We start from the raw sequence: 17,569 nt of genomic DNA, 5'->3' as shown, positions 1-17,569 counted from the left end.
GCGTATGACCCCATTCAAAGGTCGGCATTTTCAGAGTGAAATCATCCTCTGGGCTGTTCGCTGGTATTGTAAATACGGCATCAGCTATCGCGAACTCCAGGAAATGCTGGCTGAACGGGGCATCAATGTTGACCACACCACGATTTATCGTTGGGTTTAGCGCTATGCACCTGAAATGGAAAAGCGCCTGCGATGGTACTGGCGTCATCCGACCGACCTGCGTCCCTGGCATCTGGATGAAACCTACGTCAAAATCGGTGGCAAATGGGCTTATCTGTACCGGGCCGTAGACAGCCACGGTAGAACGATTGATTTTTATCTTTCGTCTCGGCGTAATACTCAAGCGGCTTATCGATTTTTGAAGAAGATGTTGGGTCACTTACGGGATTGGAAACAGCCACGACGCATTATTACAGATAAAGCACCCACCTATGGCAGAGCGCTCGCGTTATTGAAACAGGAAGGTAAATGCCCGCCAGACGTGGTGCACCGTCAGGTGAAATACCTCAACAACGTGATTGAATGTGATCATGGTAAGCTGAAGCGGATAATCAATCCGATGTTAGGCTTCAAATCCATGAAAACGGCTTATGCCACGATCAAGGGTATAGAAGTGATGCGTGCGTTGCGTAAAGGTCAGGCTGAACCTTGGTATTATGGTCATCCTCAGGGCGAAGTGCGTCTGGTGAACTACGTTTTCAGCCTCTAAGGTTTTTTAGCCTAAGGGAGCGTTGACCCTAACGGGCTATTTGCAACAGTGCCTCCTGCGTGGCGTGAGTTTTTTAAAGCACGGATGACGGTGTTGATGCCGATTTTCAGCACTCTGGCGGAATCTCGGACACCGGAGCCGTTGAAAGCCATCTCAATAATTTGCTCTTTCACCCCAGGTTTAAGGACTTCATAGGTGTAGGTGAACTTAAATACTCGATGGCAATCACGACAGATAAACCTGTCAGAACCTCTCGGGTTCTGGCCATGCCGATAAACCAGAGCAGGTTGCAACGGGGACAATGAAGATTAACGCTGGCCATAAGCAAACCTAAAAAAAACGCATTATACATCAGATTCAACTAATTGGAGGCACACCCCGTATTCTCTCCGTTAATGCAACAGAGCCCTTTTTTATATTCTCCAACAATATCTTCGGTATTAGTATTGCAAAAATTGGAGTGACCATAGACTCCTAACCATCAACCTTACATTTTATATAATAGTAATTATATAAAAACAAATAAAACACTCCAATGTTCTGTGGTATAGAGTTTATACTAGTAATAACTTAAAGCGTAACCAACTGAAAAAATAATAACTCGTTTAAATAAAAACAACGATGCAATTGGTTGTATGATTAATATATTATAATATTATTACGGTGGATTATTACTCGGATAGCGAAATAAAAATATTTTCTATAATATATTTGACAGAACCATGCTATAGGTTAGTAATGAGTAAGTGAAAATCTAATTATTACTGCGGTGAAAATACACTACTCAGTTAGTAGAAACTATGGCTCTGTCGCATTAGCGTAGGCAAGTTAGCAAAAGTTGCGCTGCCGGTTTTTTAGGCAGTAAACGATAAAATTGTTCTGCCGGTGATAAAACCTCCTTGGCAGGATGCTGAAGCGGTCCTTTGCGTATCATCTGCACTAACTCAATGCCTGCCAATATTGGCTGCGCTCGTCGAAACGATTTGAACCCCAGCATTGGCCGTATTCGCCGTTTGATATTGCGGTGATCTTGCCCCACAAGGTTGTTCAGGTACTTGCTCTACCTGACGGTAATAGCTTCCTCATCGGGTTTGTCGGCGTTGAGCGTGGCCAAAGCTGCAGTGTTATCAGCACTTTTATCGATAGTGACCATCTCGGGTTCGCCGTGATGACGAATAGCCTTGCAAAAGAAGCGCAATGCAGCTGCGGCATCCACCTTGCGGTACAGATATTTCCATTGGCCTTTGATTTTGAGGTAGGTTTCATCCATTCACCACCGCCGACCCACTGTGCGCTTGTGTCGGCAAAAAACCTTATCCAGCAGCGGCACCAGGCGGATAACCCAACGGAGTAACGTGGAATAGTCAACGGCAATACCGCGCTCTGCCATCATCTCCTCGAGCTTGCGAAGGCTCAGGGCGTAAGCCAGATACCAGCGAACACATTGTGCGATAACATCGACGGGATAATGCAGGCGACGGAAGGCTTTTCTTATTAGATACATGGGCAGGTAACATCAGAAAAAAACAGAATGTTACCCGACTACGCCTTAATGTGACAGAACCTAAAATACTATAGTTAATGAAGACCAATGTGTATTTCTCATAGTGGAGTTGCGTTATGTATCAAGTAAAAACAAAACCTGTCAGAAAAAATACAAATATCAACCATGATTCAGGACTACATATCACTGAAAGTGGGAGTGTATTTAATACTACCGTCTTGAACGATAATCATATGGGAATACATTCTTTGGGATTATCAACGATAAATGAAAATTTCAGAGAAGAAAAAGGTGATCTTGTCTATGGGCTGGCTACGCCTCGAGGTGCCTATATCTCAACTGCGGTAGGCCGCCCATTTTTTCCTGATAATAAAGATGCACCAGCTTCAATTATTGACTTGTATAACAATACAGTTTCTGGGCAGGCGCTTCTTAGCGTAGACCAAACCACTTTACTAAATTTTATGAAGTCACCCAAAAAACATGAGAAAAAATTAGCACCTCCATCCAACATCAAAGAATTGGTAAAAATGGCCAGGGATTATCCTTTATGGGATAACTATTTCGTGGCTGGAGAAAGCAATCCAAAATTTAACATCGCATCTATATACAAAGAGGTTAGAAAGTCTCCGGAAAAGAGCCAATATCATGAGTGGCATATGGCGGGAGCACAAATGGCACCCAAGCTTCTTTGGAAACGAGGAAGCAAACTAGGTATTGAAATGGCAGCCAGCGGGGCCGGTAATAAAATACATTTTGTTCTTGATGAGCTGGATATATCCAATGTTGTTAACAAAGAAGGCATGGGAGGGCAATCTATTACAGCCAGTGAGTTGCGTTATGCATACAGAAACCGGGAAAGGCTGGTTGGAAGGATAAATTTCTACAAAAATAATGTTGAAACTGATACTCCGTGGGATGCAAGCCCAGAGCTGTGGATATCTTATAATCCGAAATCGAAGCATGAAAGAAATGAGTCGGTACAAATAACTACGCAAAGGCGGAGAAATCCTCTGCTTGCATCAATCAGGAGAATTTTCACAAAAAACTAATTTCTTGACATAACCAGATTTATGAAAGTCATGACCTTGGTGGGTTCTGTCGCATTAAGGCATAGTCGGGTAACATTCTGTTTTTTTTTCTGATGTTACCTGCCCATGTATCTAATAAGAAAAGCCTTCCGTCGCCTGCATTATCCCGTCGATGTTATCGCACAATGTGTTCGCTGGTATCTGGCTTACGCCCTTAGCCTTCGCAAGCTCGAGGAGATGATGGCAGAGCGCGGTATTGCCGTTGATCATTCCACGCTGCATCGTTGGGTTATCCGCCTGGTGCCGCTGCTGGATAAGGTTTTTCGCCGACACAAGCGCACAGTAGGTCGGCAGTGGCGAATGGATGAAACCTACCTCAAAATCAAAGGCCAGTGGAAATATCTATACCGCAAGGTGGATACTGCAGGACAAACCATCGACTTTTTGCTGACCGCCAAACGGGATGCCGCAGCTGCATTGCGCTTCTTTCGCAAGGCTATTCGTTATCACGGCGAATCCGTGGTGGTGACTATCGATAAAAGTGGTACCAACACAACCTCCATGACCACACTCAATGCCAACAAACCAGAAAAAGAAAGGATGACCATCAGACAGAGCAAGTACCTGAACAACCTTGTGGAGCAGGATCACCGCAATATCAAATGGCGAATACGGCCAATGCTGAGGTTCAAATTGTTTCGACGAGCGCAGCCGATATTGCCAGGCATTGAGTTAGTGCAGATGATACGCAAAGGACCGCTTCAGCATCCTGGCGGAGAGGTTTTATCACCGGCAGAACAATTTTATCTGCTGGCCGCTTGAAAAACCGGCAGCGCAACTTTTGCTAACTTGCCTACGCTAATGCGACAGAGCCCCTTTGCTTAAACTTTAGCGGTGGGTCATCGAGTCAGAGCGAGAATGATATTTATAAGACATACAGCACATAAATAAAATTTATATGTTTCTTCATGATTTTTTTGGTCGTAACATCAATGTTCGTTTTGTGTAGGATATTTTAAATGTATGGACCGTGAAATAAATATAAATAATATAGTAATATTGATTGGCCAAGATGTTATTGGCAAGTTTACAATTATTGATGCATATGAAAATTTTGACGTTTTAGGAAAAGAAAAACACTCGATATTAGTTGTTTTTACAATGAAGACCCAATTTGTAAAAACTGGGAATATAACGGCCCTACATATGAAGAGAGTGTGTGGTTTCGATGAGTATGGACTTTACCGAGAGAAACATCACAAAAAGAAGAGTTTGATGCAAAGAAAAGCATTTAATACCGATAGTCAGGCAAGTTGATACAAAAACAATAAGCCTAATTTATAAACTAATTAGTATAAAACCAGATGGTTCGGTGTTGAAAAAAATAAATCATAATTGATACTCTAAATAAAAACGTTAAAGACTATCTCAGTAGTAGTTCTGACATCTAAAACTGATGTGATTGCACAAGTTGAAACACTAATAACCACATGGTTGATTCATCAAAAGCAGAGTTTGATATATTTATTGGTCGCGTGACTGAAAGTGAAAATGTATATTAATGGGGATTAATATGGAGCCGATATATTATTTAAAAAATCCTTTCGATGAGAAAATAATATCATCTGAGTTATACTCCAAAATAAAAAAACATAAAGGAAAATTTAGTCTCATTGATTTACAACGTACTGGACTGCAACGTTCTTTGCTATGGTCTACCATTTATATTTTATCACAAGAAGAAAAAGGTAATAAAGACGTCGTAGCAAAAAACAATAATATATTGTTAATTGATGAAGCCGAAGAATTTCTTACCTATCAACAATACGTCGTGCACGTGAAGCCCTTTATGTGTTTTCAGCCAATAATCTAGGCTGGCAAGTAATTGCAACAATTCATTCGCTTACCTTCATTGATTTATCGAAAGATCATACGACAATGACTCGTGTAGATAACGGCAGAAATAGTAAATTCATATCAATGAATGGCATATATTTTGAAAAATACGAAAAGGGAAATATAAAAATCATAAGATCTTGTAAGCATATAGTAAATTTTTCTAGTTGAAGGGTTAACGAAAAAATAGTGCTTAATTGTATGCAAGGTAAACTTGGATTAAAATTACATGTAATTGACTTTTTAGGTAAAGGAAACGCTATACATTTGCAAAGATACTTAATAATTTTGGCGTGCCTTACATAATAATCCATGACTCTGACTTGCACAAGGTTAAAAGAAAATGTCACTACACTAATAGTGGGATGTGCACAGTTAACTCTAAAATAAAACATGAAGTTTCAAAGTCTAAGAAAGGTAAATTATATATTTAATTTCCAAATTTCGAATTTTTTTAGGATGGAATACTTAAGTCAGGATAAAGTGGAAAATGTTATGTAAGAAATTCAATATACAGAGTCAAAATAATGCTGAAAAATTATATTTACCAACATGAAAGATAATTTTATGGATAAATTTTATACATATATTGGAGATAGGTCTTTATTATCTGATCCAGCATTATGGGATTTACCACAAAACGGATGATCGCTGAACTTTGGTTCCAGTGTGAGCTGAGAAAATGCTTAACGTGCAATTTTTCCGTTTCGTGAGCTGACCCCTTATCCAGCAGCGGCATCAGGCGGAAGACCCAGGGTGAAGTGTGGAATGGTGAGAGGCAATAAAGCGTTCAGTCATCATTTCTTAGAGGTTGTGCAGCCTCAAGGGGTATACCAGATACCAGCGAACAGATTGCCCGTTAACATCGACGGGGTAATGCAGGAGACTGAATACGTTTAGGATCAGACAAATAGGCAGGCAACATAATGTTACCTGGCAACTCGTTAATGCGATAGTACCATGTTAAGCATAACTATTGTATCTACGACGTAGACATGATTCATCATTTTAGCTAACTATTATCAATTCATTTTATAGAATAACTATTATATAAAATGAATTGATAATATTAGAATCACCTACGGAATAGGAACTACTCTATTAATGGTAAGAAAATCCAAAAGATTTGTTTTATATAAGTTAATTAAATCGATAATGTTAAAGTTATTTTTGTAAAGCATAAAATAGGTGTTATTTTATATATTCATAGGAGGTGAGTATTTTGTTTCTGTCTAAACAACTAAATCTTTTCATAGCCATGGCTGAAGAAAAAAGCTATAAAAAAGCTGCGGAAAGGCTTTTTATTACAGTTCCGCCTGTTTTTAAAATGTTGAAAGAAATAGAATCATGGGCAGGGTGTAAACTATTTGAAAATTTAAACGGAGTGTTTTTAATAACTAGGGAAGGTCAGGAGTTATACAATACTTTACTTCCTGTTTATAGAGAGCTGCAAAATGTTAAAATAAAGCAAACCAATAAAACAAAAGTCATATCACTAACATCGGATTCTCCTGATTCGGAGATAGTAACAGATCTCTCACTCCATTTATTGAGAGACAAAATAACATTTGTAAATATAAAAAATGAGAAAGAACGCCTTCTAGGAAGCGACATTCATGTCTCTACAGCGAAAAAAAAACATGATGCCAATATTACTGAGTTCACACTTAAGGAGTCGATGAGAATTTGGTTTTCAAAAGATATAAACACTAACCTATCTAATGTATTGCTAGCACAGGATCACGGTTTTTATGAGAGTGCATTCTATCGTTTGATCGTAAAAAACCTCCAGGAAATAGGTTATAAAGATAATGGAATTATCATTGATAATATAAAAGTCAGGAAAGATATGGTCATGCGAGGGATGGCTATATCAATTGATTCTTGTTCATGGGGTAAGGATATTAATAATATATCCAGTAGTGAGATGTCAGAAAAAAAAGAGACATTTATTTATGTTAGAAATAATATCTTAGAAGATGTGATCATATCATTAAATGATTTTATATTATCTAGATAAATAATAAATATACGATTCTGTCGCATTAACAGAGAGATATCAGCGAAAGTTCCATTGCCAGTTTTTTAAGGCAGCTAACAGATAAAACTGTTCTGCTGAGGAGAATCAGTCCCCAGCAGGACGGTAAGTATCAATGAAGGTGTCACCCTAGGTTGATTTATGGATTCTGTCGCATTAAAGCGTTGACTGTTTGGGGAAGGAGAGCATGAAAAACCGTGGGGCAATAGTGAGCTATGCTGCTATCGCGGATAGCTTCCCGCCATTCTGATCGTCTATCGCGCAACCTGGATACCAACTGGAAAATTTATCCTGAAGCTCGTTATTCAGGACTGCTGTCCGGGTCTGTAACAAATAATGCGCGCCTTTTCTGCTCCACTGCATCAGTTGCTTTTTGGCCATTCGTCTGGCGATTACTTCATTGATCGTTGATTCCACAAACGCCGTTGAAACCGGCTCCCCGTACCGGTGCATTTCACCGTAGTTTGGGATCATCATCTGATTGTTCCGGATATAGGTATACATTTCATCCAGATGTTTTTGCAGGGATTTCAGGTTTGTATAGCTGAGATCAGGGTCATCGCAGTACATGCTGCAGTCATCAATATGTTCCAGGCCGGCGACAACATTACCATGCCAGAGGTATCGTTTACTGTTTTCCAGAAACGCCGAAACCTTACTGCCCGTCTCCGGATCTGATGCCTGCAGTCCCTTTGCATATTGCATTAACACCGTCAGCCGCATCGTAATATGAAACCAGTCAAGCACATGAATTGACTCAGGATACATAACGAACTGCAGTTCCCTCAGGTTATCCGCACCGTCGGATAAAAAGAATATCTGCTGGTTGGCCTGCATTCCCTGGACGGAGAGGTGTGCCATTAGTCTGCGTTCCGGATGGCAGTCGTCGTTCTGGACAAAACCAAAGCGGCGCGTGTCTGCCGGCGCCCCGACTGAAAAGGATTTGCCGGCAATAATTTCAAAATTACGCTTTTTGTCCTCTCGATCCCGAACATAACCACCATCAATACCTACCACAAGCGGTTTACCCGGTCTGGGCAGGTTCCCCCTGTCGCGGGGGCAATCGGAAAGAAAGCCAGAATTAGCTTCTGCCTCTGCCTCTGCATCAAGGCGCTGCGCCACCTGACATAAGTGATTCCTCACCGTTGAGGCATTCAGGCTGTCTCCCACTGGCAGAATATCTTTCAGTAGACGGGTCGTCATTTCATACGAAATCATTGAGGCCCAGCGGGTTTCTATATATTTCAGGGCAGAATGGGTGTGATCGCCCGCCCAGTCACTGATAAGGCTGACGGTCTTTGTTGTACTTTCTTCGCAGCTGCATCGGTACACCCGGAGCCCCGAAACAGGAATAATGCCAAACAACGTCCGGTACTGTATTTTCTGCCGGCCTTTGATTCTGCGCGCCGCAAGGCAGTGAGGACACTGGATATGCTGGTGAGTATATTCGTCCGCCTGCTGCTGCACCATTGACTGCTGGACGGTGTTCAGCAAGCTCTTCGACTCTGAAAGCGATAATCCGATATCATTTCGGGCATCTCCTGACTTCTGTAATGTCTCAGTTCTTCCGTTCGACTCACGCCTGACTCATCGGTGATAACTATCTGGATCGTCAATTTCATCGTTGCCTCCTGCAGTGGTGGGTTTATCTCTTGGTTACTGGTTTTTCATCTGGTTGCAAAGTTTATAATATGTTGAAATGCCAAGGCTTACGTGGTCGCAGGCGATCCTGAGTCTGACACCTCTGGTCCTGAGCGCGTCAATTTCCTGAATTAGAGAAGTATACCTTTATAGACACCCGTCAGCGGCGGCGACCCAACCAGATCACTTCAGGTTCCAGTGCTGGCGACGCTAGGTCGAGTTTGCTCAATTGCCTGTTGATTTTATTGCGATTGAACCGAACAGTATCAAGGTCGTCAACAAAGGGCCGGATATCACCGACCGTTGCTGTATCATCCGCATTTACAATGGCCTCCAGAAACACCAGCGTCTTATCAGCTTCATCCTCGGGGGTTGCTCCGGGCATGCCATGACCGCTCATACAAAATGGTGTTTTCAGTGTTGAGTCTTCATGAATGGCCTCAACACGAACGTCATGAAGCCAGTGCTCAAAGAAGTTGTATTCGTAGGTAAAGCGATCGCCGATATCAAAAATAAAATCATCAATCACGGTCCGGAACGGATTATCCGGAAAGCCAATACCACCGTAGTAAGATATACCGTAATCTTTGCCGTAAATATGAAACTGATGGAGGTAATCATCACCCCAGCCCTGCACGATTTGGAAAATGAAGTGAAGTGCGGCCAGCGACGTATCAGCAGCGATTCTTAGCCGGCGCCAGACCATGGGACTTACTCCACGAACAGCGATTTTGATGACGTAGATCTTCATAGCCAGGTAACGGGTATTGTTATGAAATGATGTTGGTTATTCTAGCCCCAGCAGGCGATACATTCGGTGACTGCCCCACGGTTTTTCATGCTATTGTTACCAACAATAATGCCCGGATTATCTGGTCAATTCTTCGTAACGAGACAGAATATCGACCAGCAGTAATATGATACTTACCTTAAAAGTTGCAGAGTGTTGAAAAATGGTAACAGGTTGCACCTGCACAATCGGAACCTGATTTTTATACAGGCCTTCGAGGCCGTCCAGTTGTTGAGGCGATTGTGTGCGGATTACCCATTTGGGCACAGGTATTCCTGATGCCGGATAGATGTAAGCAACAACCTAAAACCTGATTCAGTGCTTGCAAAACGGAGGTAGTCCATAGATATAAAAAGTGGCTTCAGAAATACCCATCTTTCTGCACACTTCCTCCACCCGAGTGCCGGTTTCGACCTGTTTAAGGGCAAATGCTATCTGTTCTTCGGTATAACGGGTCTTTTTCATGGTTGATATGCCTCTCAGTGAGATGAAAGAAAGACCGGATACTTCAGTTTAGACTGGCACTGTTTTCAGGGAGAAGATCAGAGAGACTGGAAGCGGAAGAGAATGCTAAAGGCATTGAGGCTCTGACCCGGATATCACCAGTGGCCTGGCAACACATTTTACTGAATGGGCATTACACCTTCCAGAGCAGCAATGAGCTTATTGACCTGGATGCACTGGTTGCTGGGCTAAAACTGGATGAACGGAAATTTCGGCGGTTCCGGTGTAGAACTCCCAATTGGAGTGGTCACAAATGGCAAAAAAACTGGTTGACCATTAATAACTCCTTTTCCCTTGATTGTAGCCAAGATGAGTACAGGTAATTTGGCTATCGTAAATGAGGTGGCTAAGAAGGGCAATCTGCTATGTAAATTGGCTGGTTGATTTTTGGCTATTTAAAATGACCGCTTAACTGCGTTTCTGGTTCCGATACTTCCCAAATCCAAAATTCAGGCGGGTGCTGTTTGCGAGTTTTCTTACTAGTTGATGTTGGTTTTGTCATGTGAGTCACCTCTGGTTAAGTGGTGACTCACTTAGTACCGTGTCCACTATTGCTGGGTAAGATCAATAACCACTAAACTCCAGTCTAATTACCCCACCCAGCTATGAGCAAAATCATCGCCTATCATTATTTGCAACAAGCCCGAATTAACAGGTTCTAGACGAGTAACCAATGGTGAAACGTGGAATAATCAATGGCAATACCGCGCTCTGCCATTATCAGGTTTGTTGCAAAATTGGTTTTGTAATAAAAATTTAGGCTATGCTAATGTGACAGAAACGCGACAACGCTGTTGGATATTAACAACCTGCTATCCAAGCACCCAATTGGGCTCCAAAGCAAGCTCCCATACCTCCACTTTCAATCCCCCCAGTCCCACCAAAGCAATTTTCTTGGATTGCACGATGATAATCCTCGCATTTATCCTTATTGTCTGCCAGAGCTGAACCACTGAAAGTACATAGAAGTCCCAACGCTACTAAAGAGGACATAATGATTTTTTTCATAAAATACACCTATTTCAGTTATAGAATTAAAGAACACATTATGTTAACTAATGTGTTGCGATAAAAACATGACGCTACATTTATGTAAATATATAGTTCATTGTCATTGAGTGTTTGTTTATAATTGTAATATTTAGAAACCTTTCGTTCACTTCATTGAGAATTAGATATAACAGAAAATGTAGTGATGTGATGGGCGTCCCTCACTCTGCGTAAGTCCCGCCATTCTTATGCTGAGCGATCTTATTCACAGGGGCACTGCATCATGAACGAAATAACAGTTATCGGTATCGATCTGGCTAAATCTGTCTTTCAGGTTTGCGTCTGGATGAGCGACGGTAGTATCGTATCTAACCGTAAGGTTTCCTGGGCTAAATTACTGACTACAATTAGTCAATTTCCTGCCGGTTCGATGATTGCCATGGTGGCTTGCGCTACTTCGCATTACTGGGGACGCACTTTTCAGTCTATGGGCTTTAACGTCCGGCTAAGCATTAACGCATCACCAGAAAAACGACGCCAAAGATGCGCTGGTAATTTGTGAGACAACTCTTCGCCCGGCCATTCATTTCGTTACTATAAAAAAGTTGAACAACAGGATATAAAGGCTCTCAGAGGCGCCCAGCAGTTGATGATTGGGCAGCGTACTGCGCTGGCAAACTAGGCCCGGTCACTGTCGGCAGAACAGGGTATCGAGATCCCTGTCGGTATTCATATTTTACAGTAAAGACTGCCCGACATTATTGAAGATGCAGAGCAGTTAATTTCTCTCGTGCTTCGCCAATTACTGTTCTCGTTGCTCGAAAATATACATTCATTTAATGAACGCATTCTTTCTGCAGAGCATAGTCTGCGGCTCTTTGCCAACAATAACCCAAATATAAACTGTTGATGACAATACCGGGTATCGGTCCACTTATTGCCGCGGCTTTTTTGAGTGAACTGAACGCTGGGCAATTTACTAACGGATGACAATTATCTGCCTAGTGTGGCCTAGTCCCTAGACAACACAGTTCGGGAGGTAAAAGTAGTCTTTCTTCGATGACCAAAAATGGCAATCGTGATCTTCGGACACTGATAATTCATGATGCCCTATCTGTTATTCACTGGGTTCATAAATGTGATTACTCACTGGGATATGGCTGAAGCAGCTTACTGAACGAAGAGGCAAAATGAAAGCTACGGTTGCGTTGGCCAATAAGCTGACACGAATTGTCTGGCGGTTACTGACAGAATCCACAAGTTTTAACGTCAACAGGGCTTTCTCTATTAACTAACCGTTGTTTTATCCGGAGAATAGTATTCCTCCTGAGTTTGTAGGTACTGATGATAAAATGGTGAACCGATCCTGTAATAGCCTGAAGTGTGCCGAAGTAGTGACATACCGGTGTTGTGATAAGGAAACAGGATGCGGATAACATCATGGCGCTGGAGTAATGACGCCGGATATATGGCAGCAAACCGTATCAACTCAGCGCTTGCACAACACGGGACGTCCATATATGGCACACTGAATTTGGCCACCTGAATAGAGGTTATATGGCTCTGTTGCAAATAGCCCGTTAGGGTAAACGTTCCCTTAGGCTACAAACCCTTAGAGGCTGAAAACGGAGTTCACTAGGTGCACAGCCCCCTGCGGATGACCATAATACCAAGGTTTAGTCTGGCCTTTACGCGACGCACGCATGACCTCTATACCCTTGATTGTGGCATAAGCCGTCTTTATAGACTTGAAGCCTAGCATCGGATTGATTATCCGTTTCAGCTTACCGTGGTTACATTCAAGCACGTTGTTAAGGTATTTCATCTGTCGGTGCTCTACATACGGCAAGTATTTCCCTTCTCGTTTCAACAACGCCAGCGCTCTGCCGTAGGTCGGTGCTTTATCTGTAAGGATACGTCGTGGTTGTTCCCAATCCCGTAAGTTGCCCAGCATTTTCTTCAAAAATCGATAAGCTGCTTGAGTATTAAGGCGTGAGGAAAGAGAAAAATCGATAGTTCGACCGTCGCTGTCGACGGCTCGGTACAAATAAGCCCATTTTCCGCAAATTTTGACGTAGGTTTCATCCAGACGCCAGGGACGCAGGTCGGTGGGATGGCACCAGTACCAACGCAGACGTTTTTCCATTTCAGGCGTGTAGCGCTGTACCCAACGATAAATCGTGGTGTGATCAAACATTAACCTCCGGTTCAGCCAACATTTACTGGAGTTCGCGGTAGCTAATCCCGTATTTGCAGTACCAGAGTACCGCCCAGAAGATGATAGCACTCTGAAAATGTCGACCTTTGAATGGGTTATGTGTTACTCCTTCAGCCAAAATGGCGCTTTAGCTTACCATCACCAGATTTTTGCAACAGTGCCCAGTCAGGCAACTGACTGGGCTTATCCAACTTATGCGATATAATGTTCATTTTCAGAAGGGGTGACAGCTATGCTGACACTAAGAGACTCTTCGACATGATTCACAAAAAACCGGGTGCCTATGCACCCGATGATATTAGCGTTTATCTTTTAGAATAATGTGTTCGAAAAAGATGCTAAATACTACATGACTACTCTGCTCCATAAATACACACCCGGCGCACCCGGCGCCCACCCTGCATTGGAAGTATTGGCATATATGCACTTCCAGATGTAACCATTGTGTGTTACAAGATCACCAAGTTCGTACCGAACGCCATTTGGCGACCACGACGCTGGAGTCTCGCCACCACCACCTTCACCACCACCTTCACCACCACCTTCACCACCACCTTCACCACCACCTTCACCACCAAAATTGACGTCGAATGCTGAATAAAAACCAGCACCAGTGTCTGCAATCATCCATATTGCTAAAATGATATGGTGACCATTTTTATTGGTCGGTAACTGTATGTTTTGCTCCGGCATGACCGCAAAACCCTCACCCGCGCGATTAATAATACTGGCAAAGGGTACTGGCTCAAAATCGTCGCGTGTTGCTCTCCGATGTGGGTTCCAGTTATTTTTGGTAATAAAATAACGGTAGCCTCGGGTGGAATGCACCGCTGTATGAATCCAATTGACATTTAAATACTGACCAGGCTGGACCGGTGTTTTCGGCCAGGTCACACCATGTTGGTTCAGCAACTCTGAATCTGTCAAATTCACGATGTTACGATTACCACCTGTCTGGCCACCACTAAAGATAATTCCATCCGGTACAGGTGATGCCACGCCGGCAAAGATGTAGGTGCTATCGTTATACGGACCCCCCTCACCAGCGAACCATATAAGGTTACCAGAATCGCTGGTGTTAGTATAACGGGGAAAGTTTTTCATCCCTTCCATTTCACTTGCTGGCCAACCATTGGGTAGCCACCCTTTAGTTATGGCAAATGCAGTACGCCCGACAGGAGCAGTAAGCCAACCATGAGCCGGAGCAATGTTTTCCGGAACACAGTGAGTTTCTTGATGACTACCGTGGTCATTATTCTTACTCATAATTAATCCTCATTATCATTTGATGACGATCTAAAAAGACAATTTTAACGTAGATACTATTCCAATTATTCGAACGTAAACAAAAATCAAGATTGTTCGTAAATAATGTTCACGTATAAATCAATCTACTAACGCTTTCCGTGGAGAATAAAAAGTGAACTGGGCAAAAGGCTTGATACCGAGACAGTGAAAATAATGGCAGGGGAATATATCTCTCCCTTATACAACTAGCCTATTTTGATAAATTAATTAAGTACTTAAATCTATAACACACCTCCTTATCAAATGTTGCGATCGAATAATAATTCGCCAACAATTAGCACGCAATGGTACTTATTGATTGAACTAGTATTAGTAACTAATATCAATATTCTTTTATAGTGATTTATCCAGATAAAATCATGGGGTCATCCTGATTTTAAAGCCATTAAATATTTTTTTAAACCTTGTTAACAGTGCCTGGTAATATAAATAATCTTAACATCATTTTTTCACTTGTTATTAGAATAGTCGCTGTTTGAATGTTTTGAATTTCATTTTTTGCAATCATCGTTATACTAAATGAAATGATAAAAACTAGCCAAGATTAGAATGCATACATATGCTTTAGGAATGCTGTTTTTAATGTGACTGAATTTTTTTACTTCTTTTTTTTGGGGAAGTGATAGGATAACTCGGGAAATATAATTTTTAGGGCCACATTTGAGGAAAGTCGCTATATTCTCATTACCTTTATTTTATGGGTGTAATTTTATATTTTTCGTTATATACCAGACCAGCATTTGGGTATAGGAGCATACGATGAAAGTGGGTATTAACGGCCTTAATTTAATTAAACATTTTGAGGGATTGAGACTCCGAGCCTATCAGTGTTCCGCCAGAGTGTGGACTGTGGGGTATGGGCATCCTGCTAATGTTCGTCCTGATGATGTTATCACCGAAGAAGAAGCCGATAGTTTTCTGCATCAGGATATTGCCAACAGTGAGCGTGCGGTGAATATTAATGTCATGTCCCACTCACCCAAAACCAGTTTGATGCCTTTTTTTCCTTTGTTTCCTTTGTTTTCAACCTTGGTATTGGGAATTTCCTCGCCTCTACATTAAGAAAAAACTTAGTGCCGGCGACTATGGCGGGTCTGCGCAAGAGTTTCTTCGTTGGGTTCATGTTGGCGGGAAAAAACTCCCCGGATTGGTTAGAAGAAGAGAAGCCGAAAAGGCACTGTTCCTGAAATAAACTTAATGGCTCTACGGGTATCGTTATTTTATTCGCATGAAGAAACTTCTGGCACAAGCCAAGGGCGGTAGCGTGCTTTTTTCAGGGAAATGCCACATCAGTTATTCCACTTCCCACGTAAATAACGGTCTTTATGTTATTTACACTTATCGTTAATATTGAAGAAGAGGTTGTTATGTCTACAAGTGTATCTCAAATTGCGGTTGAATATCCAATTCCTACTTATCGCTTTATTGTGTCTATTGGTGATGAGCAAATTCCATTTAATAGTGTTTCAGGGTTGGATATAACCTATGACACGATCGAATATCGGGACGGTATCGGCAATTGGTTTAAAATGCCTGGGCAGCGTCAGTTGATTAATATTACCTTGCGAAAAGGTGTTTTTCCTGGGAAAACGGAACTGTTTGATTGGATCAATTCCATTCAACTTAACCAAGTAGAAAAAAAGGATATCACTATCAGTTTGACTAATGATTCAGGTACCGAATTACTGATGACCTGGAGCGTTTCTAATGCATTCCCTACCTCGTTGACCTCTCCTTCATTCGATGCCACCAGTAATGACATTGCCGTTCAGGAAATGACGTTGGCAGCCGATCGGGTAACGATTCAAGCTATTTAATCTGCTGATAATCATTGAATCTGACAAAGGAATTATTATGACGAATATTACCACCACTTACCCAGGTGTTTATATCGAAGAACTGAACAGTCTTGCGCTTTCTGTTTCAAATAGTGCCACCGCCGTGCCGGTTTTTGCTGTGGGCAGTAGCATTGTCGAACAGGGGAGCGTCACACGAATCAATTCATGGATGGAATATCTTAACCTGCTGGGTGATTTTGATAATAAAAACCTATTAGCAATTTCGCTGCGCGCTTATTTCACCAATGGCGGTGGATACTGTTATCTGATTAATACCGATGATCTGGTGGCTTTAGTTCCCACGTTGGACGATGTCACCTTATTGGTGGCGGCGGGTGAGGATATTAAAACGGCTGTGGACATTTTATGCCAGCCAGGCCGAGGGTTATTTGCCATCCTTGACGGCCCGAAAACGATGCTTACAAAAGATGATGTCGACGAGGCTAAGGGAAAATATGACGCCACGCCATTTGCTGCGGTGTATTACCCGTGGCTAACCGCGGAGTGGGCTGACGCAGATATTCCGCCCAGCGCTGTTATGGCGGGTGTGTATGCCTCAGTGGATTTGTCCAGAGGGGTGTGGAAAGCGCCCGCCAATGTCGCCTTGAAAGGGGGATTGGAGCCGAAGTTTTTGGTTACCGATGAATTGCAAGGGGTTTATAATTCAGGCCGCGCGTTCAACATGATCCGCAGTTTCAGTAACACGGGTACTACTGTCTGGGGAGCAAGAACCCTGGAAGATAATGATAACTGGCGTTATATCCCAGTTCGGCGTTTGTTTAACACCGCAGAGCGGGACATCAAGCGGGCCATGAGTTTTGCCGTGTTTGAGCCGAATAGCCAGCCTACTTGGGAGCGAGTAAGAGCGGCGATCAGTAATTATCTTTATGCCCTATGGCGTCAAGGGGGCTTGGCCGGAAATAGTGAAGAAGACGCTTATTTTGTGCAGATTGGCCGAGGTATCACTATGACCCCTGAGCAAATCAACGAAGGGAAGATGATTATTAAAGTGGGTCTTGCGGCGGTTCGACCCGCGGAATTTATCATCCTTCAGTTCACCCAAGATGTTGAGCAGCGTTAACTCACTGATTACGAGGTATCA

9 protein-coding genes and 8 pseudogenes are annotated in these 17,569 nt (G+C 42.5%); 9 read left to right on the top strand and 8 right to left on the bottom strand.

All coding sequences use genetic code 11. The features are described from left to right. Window positions 1-4 precede the first annotated feature (4 nt). Window positions 5-709 (top strand): annotated as a pseudogene (locus tag V1956_RS24080) (IS6 family transposase). Window positions 710-774: 65 nt separating this feature from the next. Here V1956_RS24080 and V1956_RS24075 read toward each other — a convergent pair. Together V1956_RS24075 and V1956_RS24070 are read right to left on the bottom strand one after the other, a co-directional pair. Further along, window positions 775-1,031 (bottom strand): annotated as a pseudogene (locus V1956_RS24075) (IS1-like element transposase); the annotation flags it as partial. Between the two features lie 492 nt (window positions 1,032-1,523). Then, window positions 1,524-2,213, bottom strand: a pseudogene (locus V1956_RS24070) (IS6 family transposase). Window positions 2,214-2,329: 116 nt separating this feature from the next. On the opposite strand from V1956_RS24070, the gene V1956_RS24065 reads away from it, so the two are divergent. From V1956_RS24065 to V1956_RS24050, 4 genes are all read left to right on the top strand, one after another. Continuing rightward, window positions 2,330-3,265, top strand: a complete 936-nt coding sequence (locus V1956_RS24065) for a hypothetical protein (protein ID WP_420072483.1) — start codon at window positions 2,330-2,332, stop codon at window positions 3,263-3,265. Between the two features lie 105 nt (window positions 3,266-3,370). Further along, complete coding sequence (locus V1956_RS24060; protein ID WP_442825863.1) at window positions 3,371-4,066, top strand: IS6 family transposase; 696 nt, start codon at window positions 3,371-3,373, stop codon at window positions 4,064-4,066. A gap of 201 nt (window positions 4,067-4,267) precedes the next feature. Next, window positions 4,268-4,561, top strand: coding sequence for a hypothetical protein (locus V1956_RS24055; protein WP_442825862.1), 294 nt, complete (start codon window positions 4,268-4,270; stop codon window positions 4,559-4,561). A gap of 1,801 nt (window positions 4,562-6,362) precedes the next feature. Continuing rightward, window positions 6,363-7,160 (top strand): helix-turn-helix domain-containing protein, encoded by a 798-nt coding sequence (locus tag V1956_RS24050; RefSeq protein WP_442825861.1) that lies wholly within the window; start codon window positions 6,363-6,365, stop codon window positions 7,158-7,160. 231 nt (window positions 7,161-7,391) lie between these two features. Here the strand turns inward: V1956_RS24050 and V1956_RS24045 are convergent. From V1956_RS24045 to V1956_RS24030, 4 genes and pseudogenes are all read right to left on the bottom strand, one after another. Beyond that, window positions 7,392-8,800, bottom strand: a pseudogene (locus V1956_RS24045) (ISKra4 family transposase). Between the two features lie 179 nt (window positions 8,801-8,979). Then, window positions 8,980-9,570 carry a plasmid pRiA4b ORF-3 family protein gene (locus V1956_RS24040; RefSeq protein ID WP_420072162.1) on the bottom strand — a complete coding sequence of 197 codons (591 nt, stop codon included), beginning with the start codon at window positions 9,568-9,570 and terminating at the stop codon, window positions 8,980-8,982. Between the two features lie 387 nt (window positions 9,571-9,957). Continuing rightward, window positions 9,958-10,074 (bottom strand): annotated as a pseudogene (locus V1956_RS24035) (transposase); the annotation flags it as partial. An 840-nt stretch (window positions 10,075-10,914) separates the two neighbouring features. Then, a complete protein-coding gene (locus tag V1956_RS24030) occupies window positions 10,915-11,121 on the bottom strand; it encodes a hypothetical protein (protein ID WP_442825860.1) in 207 nt (68 codons plus the stop codon). A gap of 265 nt (window positions 11,122-11,386) precedes the next feature. Here V1956_RS24030 and V1956_RS24025 point away from each other — a divergent pair. Continuing rightward, window positions 11,387-12,398: pseudogene (locus V1956_RS24025) on the top strand (IS110 family transposase). Between the two features lie 317 nt (window positions 12,399-12,715). Here V1956_RS24025 and V1956_RS24020 read toward each other — a convergent pair. Beyond that, a pseudogene (locus V1956_RS24020) lies at window positions 12,716-13,439 on the bottom strand (IS6 family transposase). A gap of 227 nt (window positions 13,440-13,666) precedes the next feature. Beyond that, on the bottom strand, window positions 13,667-14,587 hold the full coding sequence (locus tag V1956_RS24015; RefSeq protein ID WP_442825859.1) for a lytic polysaccharide monooxygenase: 921 nt from the start codon (window positions 14,585-14,587) through the stop codon (window positions 13,667-13,669). An 882-nt stretch (window positions 14,588-15,469) separates the two neighbouring features. On the opposite strand from V1956_RS24015, the pseudogene V1956_RS24010 reads away from it, so the two are divergent. The 3 genes and pseudogenes from V1956_RS24010 (at window position 15,470) to V1956_RS24000 (ending at window position 17,548) form a co-directional block, all read left to right on the top strand. Next, window positions 15,470-15,821, top strand: a pseudogene (locus tag V1956_RS24010) (lysozyme). Between the two features lie 175 nt (window positions 15,822-15,996). After that, the gene (locus tag V1956_RS24005) at window positions 15,997-16,446 is read left to right on the top strand and encodes a phage tail protein (RefSeq protein WP_420071603.1); all 450 of its coding nucleotides are present in this window, start codon (window positions 15,997-15,999) and stop codon (window positions 16,444-16,446) included. A 37-nt stretch (window positions 16,447-16,483) separates the two neighbouring features. Beyond that, entirely contained in the window at window positions 16,484-17,548 is a 1,065-nt protein-coding gene (locus tag V1956_RS24000; protein ID WP_420071602.1) for a phage tail sheath family protein, read from the top strand. Window positions 17,549-17,569: the final 21 nt, after the last annotated feature.

It is taken from the genome of Yersinia sp. 2540 StPb PI (assembly GCF_052217165.1).
Taxonomy (GTDB): Bacteria; Pseudomonadota; Gammaproteobacteria; order Enterobacterales; family Enterobacteriaceae; genus Yersinia; species Yersinia enterocolitica_E.
This window is presented reverse-complemented; position numbering and strand designations above follow the sequence as displayed.